The organism is Salmonella sp. NW177 (assembly GCF_051811585.1).
Taxonomy (GTDB): domain Bacteria; phylum Pseudomonadota; class Gammaproteobacteria; order Enterobacterales; family Enterobacteriaceae; genus Salmonella; species Salmonella enterica.
Genome location: NZ_JAMMZV010000018.1, coordinates 1 through 7,530, shown reverse-complemented (window position 1 = coordinate 7,530; position 7,530 = coordinate 1). Strand labels below are relative to the sequence as shown.

The following is a 7,530-nucleotide window of genomic DNA, read 5'->3' as shown; positions in this document are numbered from 1 at the left end:
TTGAATGGGTTCATGTGCAGCTCCATCAGCAAAAGGGGATGATAAGTTTATCACCACCGACTATTTGCAACAGTGCCTAAAAATCGACCATACAGAGAGGGAAACCACCGGAGTGGTGGGAAAAGCAGAAAGGCTCACGTGGCATAAGGCGTGGACAATGGTATCGACTGGTTTTTCAATTTCCTATACGTGAACTATTGAAGTAATCAATCAAATTTTATAGGCTGATAGCCAAGTAACAACCACCAATGATATGCCAGGTAAAATCAGGGGACGTAAAATGAGTACTCTTGATGTTCAGAAGCTCAAGGATGATGCCGTCGAATGGGCCTTAACTCATGGTGTTGCTTTCAAGGAATCGTCGTATTCCGCAGTGCATACCCCGTTTACCCTGACACCAACACCTATCAGCCGTAAATCCTATCAGTACTTAAAGAATGCAACAGGAATACTCAGCAAATTAATCTATTCAGTTTCTGAGGATCATGATTTTTTGTACTCTGCGATTTATCCCATCAAGGCCGGGAATGCCTTCTTTTCAGCCCTCCTGAACATGCATCAACAAATCCATTCATCATCAAGGCATGCTCCTCGATTACCATTACTCATTATGCGTAGCGACTTTATGGATGATAATCGTGATGGGTTCAGGCTTATAGAGTTCAATGGTATAGCTGCAGGAATGGGGCCGTTTGGTCAGCGGATACATGATCTGCATCACTATCTACAACGGCAATATCCCGCTGTCTTTTCTGATTTATCGAATCAGGCAACAGGGGCGCTTGTCGACAATCAAGCGATCGAAGGGTTATCAGCAGCGATTTGTCAGGCAACTTGCAGAATTAAGCAGGAGTTCGGAGACCCCGGCCCTGCCAGGTTCCTGATGATTGTGCAGGAGAATGAAAATAATGTGTTTGATCAACACTTGCTTGAGCTCGCCCTCCAGCAAAAAGGAATCGAAACGCATCGCAGGACTTTTCGTGAACTGCATAATCAATTGAGTACAGGCGCCGACAACAGGCTCATTCTCGAGGGTGTAGGCCCACTTGATACCGTCTACTTACGTGCCGGATATCAGTATTCTGATTATGAAGCATTCAATATCGATGAGCAGGAGTGTTGTCAGGCGCTGATGGCGACCCGAGTATTCATTGAGCAGCACCGGGTTGCAGTGAACGCCACAGTTGGCCAGCAACTGGCGACCAGCAAGCGAGTACAAATGCTGCTCTCGCAATTGGGTTACGACGAGTTTGTCGCATTTGGATTAACACTGCAGGAAGCTAAAATAGCAAAAACGATACTGGGTGAGATGTTACCCATCAGCCCGGATAGTATCAACCTTGCAAAAGAGTCTCCTTCGGAAACCTGGGTTCTCAAAAATCAGGGTGAAGGCGGGGGGCATTGTCTGTTTGGTGCGGATATCCTGACAAAACTGACGGAACTCACTCCACAACAATATCAGTCCTGGTCGCTGATGCGCCGTTTACACCCTCAGCCCCGAGCTATGCCCACCTTGATTGTGCGTAAAGGGGAGTTGCATAAGGTGAATGATTTGATAAGCGAACTTGGAATGTTCTCCGTGCAGACAGATAACAATCCCTCCAGTGCTGAGCACAGTTTTGCTGGATATCTAATTCGTAGCAAATCAGCTGAATCGACAGAGGGAGGGGTCCATAGTGGACAAGGTGTTTTAGACTCGCTGGTATACAGCGATTAGTCCCTTTCAAGGGGGCTGAAATCTGGTTATATGAAAGCATGCGGTAAGTGGTGTTTTAGCCCCAGTGGAGATGATGCTGTTTCTAGACTGAGTCGTAGTAAGCTAATAATAGTATTATAAATGAAGCCATGAGGGTATTTACAGGGCATATCTTATTAAGGGAACAACAGCAAAAACTGCTGCTATAAGAGGCTGCACCCAAAGTTCTTCAAGGTTCACATCATCGCTGCTGGGTCGATGCTGTTTCAGTTACGGGTCAATTTTCAATACCATTAGCTGTTCCTGTGACTACGGTCATTACGCGCTGTCGACATCAATTTGTACAGCAAACAGTCTTAGCGTGGGATATTTAATGAGATGGTCACTCCCTCCTTCCCGGTACTATGCTGAGGACAGGCTTTCATTCGGAGAACTATCATGGAAAACATTGCGCTCATTGGTATCGATCTGGGTAAAAACTCTTTCCATATTCATTGCCAGGATCGTCGCGGGAAGGCTGTTTACCGTAAAAAATTTACCCGGCCAAAGTTGATCGAATTTTTGGCGACATGCCCCGCTACAACCATCGCAATGGAAGCCTGTGGCGGTTCTCACTTTATGGCACGCAAGTTGGAAGAGTTGGGGCATTCCCCAAAGCTGATATCACCACAATTTGTCCGCCCGTTCGTTAAAAGCAATAAAAACGACTTTGTCGACGCCGAAGCTATTTGTGAAGCTGCATCGCGTCCGTCTATGCGTTTTGTGCAGCCCAGAACGGAATCTCAGCAGGCAATGCGGGCTCTGCATCGTGTCCGTGAATCCCTGGTTCAGGATAAGGTAAAAACAACCAATCAAATGCATGCTTTTCTGCTGGAATTTGGCATTAGCGTTCCCCGAGGAGCTGCCGTTATTAGCCGACTGAGTACCATTCTTGAGGACAATAGTTTGCCTCTTTACCTCAGCCAGTTATTGCTGAAATTACAACAGCATTATCACTATCTTGTTGAGCAGATTAAAGATTTGGAATCCCAGTTGAAACGAAAGTTGGACGAAGATGAGGTTGGACAGCGCTTGCTGAGCATTCCCTGCGTCGGAACACTGACAGCGAGTACTATTTCAACTGAGATTGGCGACGGGAAGCAGTACGCCAGCAGCCGTGACTTTGCGGCGGCAACAGGGCTTGTACCTCGGCAGTACAGCACGGGAGGTAGGACGACATTGCTGGGAATTAGTAAGCGAGGTAATAAAAAGATCCGAACTTTGTTGGTTCAATGTGCCAGGGTATTCATACAAAAACTGGAACACCAGTCTGGAAAATTGGCCGATTGGGTCAGGGATTTACTGTGCCGGAAAAGCAACTTTGTCGTCACTTGTGCTCTGGCAAACAAGCTGGCCAGAATAGCCTGGGCCCTAACGGCACGACAGCAAACTTATGTAGCATAACGGCAGAAATACACCGGTTTAAAGAATTACTGATCTGGTTTTGCGAATACTGATATTGATGATACTAACGGCCCACCGGCCTGTTGAGGAACCTGTAAAACGGAAAGGCTCATTGAAGCCGTATATTTTCTGGAGGTTCATCAGGCGCGGAACTCATCAAGGCGCGGGAATAAAATCCCATTCAGACGCCGGATAGATTCAAGCAAGCCAACTTGTCGTCAAAATCGGTGTTGCAAAAACGGGAGTGACCATAGATTCCGTTTTCCAAGCGGACCCCATATACACTGTATTCCACAGCGAGATAGTTGCTGTCAGCAGCGTCAGTCCACTGGCGCGGTAGCTCTGATTTTCCGGTTTACGATCCCTGATTTCACCCAGACGGTGCAGGAATACCGCGCGCGCTAGAGAGAGCTCCCATCGCTGCGCGACGGGCCCCAACCGGAGAACCAAGTTAGTTACAGCATTCAAATGAAAATTCATCATAAAACCGGCGCCGGTTTGCCAGCCAGGAGCCCCTCCCCACCACTGAAAAGCGCCGCCGCCCCCGGCCGAAGGCCGGGAGTAGTGTCGCTTTTAATGATGGGTGTTGTAACTACTCTTCGTCATCTCTGTGAGTAGTGTCGCGGTAAGTTCTGGGATACACGCTCGTAAGCGGCCCTAACGGCCCGCTAACGCGGAGATACGCCCCGACTGCGGCTGTCGCCTTGCCGGGACCACTCCGACCGCGTACAGAGGCATCTGAGCCGTTTTTAGCGGGTATAGCTTTGCAGGGAAGGGGGTGGGTGAGGCAGAACCTGTCAAAACAGCAGCCGGCTGCGCCGGGCGACGGCGCCATTTACCCGCAGTACTCCATTCAACTTCAGCTGGCGCCTCCATGCCGCTGACGCGGCATTATCTATACTTTAAGTCTGGCCACTGGAGGTAACCATGTGCGGACGTTTTTCTCAGTCTATGACGCGGGAAGAGTATCTTTCTCTCCTCGCCAATGAAGCCGATCGAAATATTGCCTACGGGCTTTGTTGAATAAATCAGATTTCGGGTAAGTCTCCCCCGTAGCGGGTTGTGTTTTCAGGCAATACGCACGCTTTCAGGCATACCTGCTTTCGTCATTTTGTTCAGCGCTCGTACCAGGGCCATAGCCTCCGCAACCTGACCATCGTAGTCACGCAGCGTCAGTGAACCCCCGAACAGCTGTTTTACCCGGTACATCGCCGTTTCCGCTATCGAGCGACGGTTGTAATCTGTTGTCCATTTCCACCGCGCATTACTCCCGGTCATTCGCTGATTAGCCACTGCACGGTTACGGTCTGCATATTCACCGGGCCAGTAACCCGCACCTTTTCGGGGAGGGATAAGCGCGCTGATTTTCTTACGCCGCAGTTCATCGTGACAGAGCCGGGTGTCGTAAGCGCCGTCTGCCGATGCTGCCCTGATTTTTCTGTGAGTCTGCCGGATAAGACCCGGGAAGGCTTCTGAGTCCGTCACATTGTTCAGCGACAGGTCTGCACAGATGATTTCATGTGTGTTGCTGTCAACTGCCAGATGCAACTTTCGCCATATACGACGGCGTTCCTGGCCATGCTTTTTGACTTTCCACTCGCCTTCACCAAAGACCTTCAGCCCGGTGGAATCAATCACCAGATGCGCGATTTCACCCCGGGTGAACGTTTTGAAACTGACGTTAACCGACTTTGCCCGCCTGCTGACACAGCTGTAATCCGGGCAGCGTAGCGGAACGTTCATCAGAGAAAAAATGGAATCAATAAAGCCCTGCGCAGCGCGCAGGGTCAGCCTGAATACGCGTTTAATGACCAGCACAGTCGTGATGGCAAGGTCAGAATAGCGCTGAGGTCTGCCTCGTGGGGGGAACCGCAGAATTCGGAAAAAATCGTACGCTAAGCTAACGGTGTTCTCGTGACAGCTCTTTGACTAGGCTTTCTAAGGCCATTCTGATAGCCCTGACTTCCTGAAAAGCCATGGCTAAAATTTGTGCGGCTAAAAGGGATAACCGATGGTAAAGTAAGTTATCCCTGTCGAGATACTGAAAAGCGTTATCCTCGTTTTTCCCAAAACTGTTTTGCCAGTTCGCTCAGAGCGCTAGTTAACTGAGCGACAGATTTCGCACTTTGCAAATTATTCTGCCCGGTCTGTACATTGGTATCAGCAGCATCGCGTATATTGATAATACTGCGGTTTATGTCTTCACTTACTGCTCCCTGCTGCTCGACCGCAGTCGCTATTTGCGCGTTCATGTCGGTAATTTCGTTAACGCGTTGGCCAATTCCATCAAGAGCTGTAGCTGCTTCCTCTGCGTGAGCTACACTCGTGTGCGCTTGCCGACTACTTTGCTCCATGACTGTAACAGCGGATTGCGCTCGCTCTTGTAGAGCGCTGATCATGCTTTGAATATCCGTTGTCGATTGCTGTGTGCGAGCAGCAAGACTGCGAACCTCATCGGCGACAACAGCAAAACCACGCCCCTGCTCACCAGCACGCGCGGCCTCAATTGCTGCGTTGAGTGCCAACAAATTCGTTTGCTCGGCGATCCCTCGTATAACGTCAAGAACTTTTGATATCTCGTTACTTTGACCTTCAAGCTCATGAATAACCTGAGTGGCTTGCCTAATTTCACCTTCAAGGGCAGTGATTGACTGGCTTGTGTGGGCTACCAGACGCTGGCCAGATGCCGTCTCAGTGTCTGCTCTTCCGGCCGCATCTGCAGCATGCTGTGCATTGCTCGCAACCTCTTGAATGCTTGCCACCATTTGGTTTACTGCCGTTGCTATTTGATCTGTCTCTGCCTGCTGCTCAACTGTAAGTACATTGCTTGACTCAATATCCTTTAGTAGGCCTCGGGTGTGTTCGCTAAGCCGATTTGATGCATCACCTATGCGACCTACTATGGCGCCTGTTTCAGCTTGCATCATTCGTAAAGCAAACTCTATTTGGCCAAACTCATCGGTGCGCCCAGTGTAGAGGGATTGACTTAATGGGTTATTGGAAATATTCCTGGCTCTTTCAACCAGTCTTCCAAGAGGAGAGAGAATAGCCAAAACACTAACAGAGCTTAAGCTTCCTGACATTAAAGTGGCTAACAATAAGCTGCTTATTGATGTATCAGTAAGCATGCCGGCAGCCATTGCGCTTGATATAATACTACCCCATATGAGCAAGAGTATTTTCACGGAAAAGCTAGCAGCCAATTTCGGCCTCGCGGCCTTCCCGCTTCTCAATTGAGCATATAATTTTTCCGCAGCCAAAACCTGCTCAGGTTCAGGCTTGGTCCTTACAGACTGGTATTCAACAATCGAACCATTCTTAGCTATTGGCGTTACATAAGCACTTACCCAATAGTGGTCGCCATTTTTACAGCGATTTTTTACTAGCCCCATCCATGAGCGGCCAGATTTTAATGTACTCCACATATGCTCAAATGCAGCAGGCGGCATATCTGGGTGTCTTACGATGTTGTGAGGCTGGCCTAATAGTTCTTCCTCAGTGAAACCACTGATTTTAATGAAGTCAGGATTAACGTACGTGATATGGCTTTGAGGGGAGGTAGTCGAAAGGGCACTGTTGCAAATAGTCGGTGGTGATAAACTTATCATCCCCTTTTGCTGATGGAGCTGCACATGAACCCATTCAAAGGCCGGCATTTTCAGCGTGACATCATTCTGTGGGCCGTACGCTGGTACTGCAAATACGGCATCAGTTACCGTGAGCTGCAGGAGATGCTGGCTGAACGCGGAGTGAATGTCGATCACTCCACGATTTACCGCTGGGTTCAGCGTTATGCGCCTGAAATGGAAAAACGGCTGCGCTGGTACTGGCGTAACCCTTCCGATCTTTGCCCGTGGCACATGGATGAAACCTACGTGAAGGTCAATGGCCGCTGGGCGTATCTGTACCGGGCCGTCGACAGCCGGGGCCGCACTGTCGATTTTTATCTCTCCTCCCGTCGTAACAGCAAAGCTGCATACCGGTTTCTGGGTAAAATCCTCAACAACGTGAAGAAGTGGCAGATCCCGCGATTCATCAACACGGATAAAGCGCCCGCCTATGGTCGCGCGCTTGCTCTGCTCAAACGCGAAGGCCGGTGCCCGTCTGACGTTGAACACCGACAGATTAAGTACCGGAACAACATGATTGAATGCGATCATGGCAAACTGAAACGGATAATCGGCGCCACGCTGGGATTTAAATCCATGAAGACGGCTTACGCCACCATCAAAGGTATTGAGGTGATGCGTGCACTACGCAAAGGCCAGGCCTCAGCATTTTATTATGGTGATCCCCTGGGCGAAATGCGCCTGGTAAGCAGAGTTTTTGAAATGTAAGGCCTTTGAATAAGACAAAAGGCTGCCTCATCGCTAACTTTGCAACAGTGCCCA

4 protein-coding genes and 3 pseudogenes are annotated in these 7,530 nt (G+C 49.3%); 4 read left to right on the top strand and 3 right to left on the bottom strand.

What is annotated here, in order from left to right; translation table 11 throughout:
• Positions 1–280: 280 nt before the first annotated feature.
• Both NA986_RS24140 and NA986_RS24135 read left to right on the top strand, forming a co-directional pair.
• A complete protein-coding gene (locus NA986_RS24140) occupies positions 281–1,717 on the top strand; it encodes a glutathione synthase (protein ID WP_000105383.1) in 1,437 nt (478 codons plus the stop codon).
• A 417-nt stretch (positions 1,718–2,134) separates the two neighbouring features.
• Positions 2,135–3,139 carry an IS110-like element IS4321 family transposase gene (locus NA986_RS24135; RefSeq protein WP_000427623.1) on the top strand — a complete coding sequence of 335 codons (1,005 nt, stop codon included), beginning with the start codon at positions 2,135–2,137 and terminating at the stop codon, positions 3,137–3,139.
• A 267-nt stretch (positions 3,140–3,406) separates the two neighbouring features.
• Here NA986_RS24135 and NA986_RS24130 read toward each other — a convergent pair.
• A pseudogene (locus tag NA986_RS24130) lies at positions 3,407–3,547 on the bottom strand (Tn3 family transposase); the annotation flags it as partial.
• A 519-nt stretch (positions 3,548–4,066) separates the two neighbouring features.
• Here NA986_RS24130 and NA986_RS24125 point away from each other — a divergent pair.
• A pseudogene (locus tag NA986_RS24125) lies at positions 4,067–4,150 on the top strand (SOS response-associated peptidase); the annotation flags it as partial.
• A gap of 57 nt (positions 4,151–4,207) precedes the next feature.
• Here the strand turns inward: NA986_RS24125 and NA986_RS24120 are convergent.
• Positions 4,208–4,999, bottom strand: a pseudogene (locus NA986_RS24120) (IS5-like element IS903 family transposase); the annotation flags it as partial.
• A 191-nt stretch (positions 5,000–5,190) separates the two neighbouring features.
• Entirely contained in the window at positions 5,191–6,747 is a 1,557-nt protein-coding gene (locus tag NA986_RS24115; protein WP_053897648.1) for a methyl-accepting chemotaxis protein, read from the bottom strand.
• 24 nt (positions 6,748–6,771) lie between these two features.
• Between NA986_RS24115 and NA986_RS24110 the strand changes: the two genes are divergently transcribed.
• Positions 6,772–7,476, top strand: a complete 705-nt coding sequence (locus tag NA986_RS24110; RefSeq protein ID WP_086525284.1) for an IS6-like element IS26 family transposase — start codon at positions 6,772–6,774, stop codon at positions 7,474–7,476.
• The last annotated feature ends 54 nt before the right edge of the window (positions 7,477–7,530 follow it).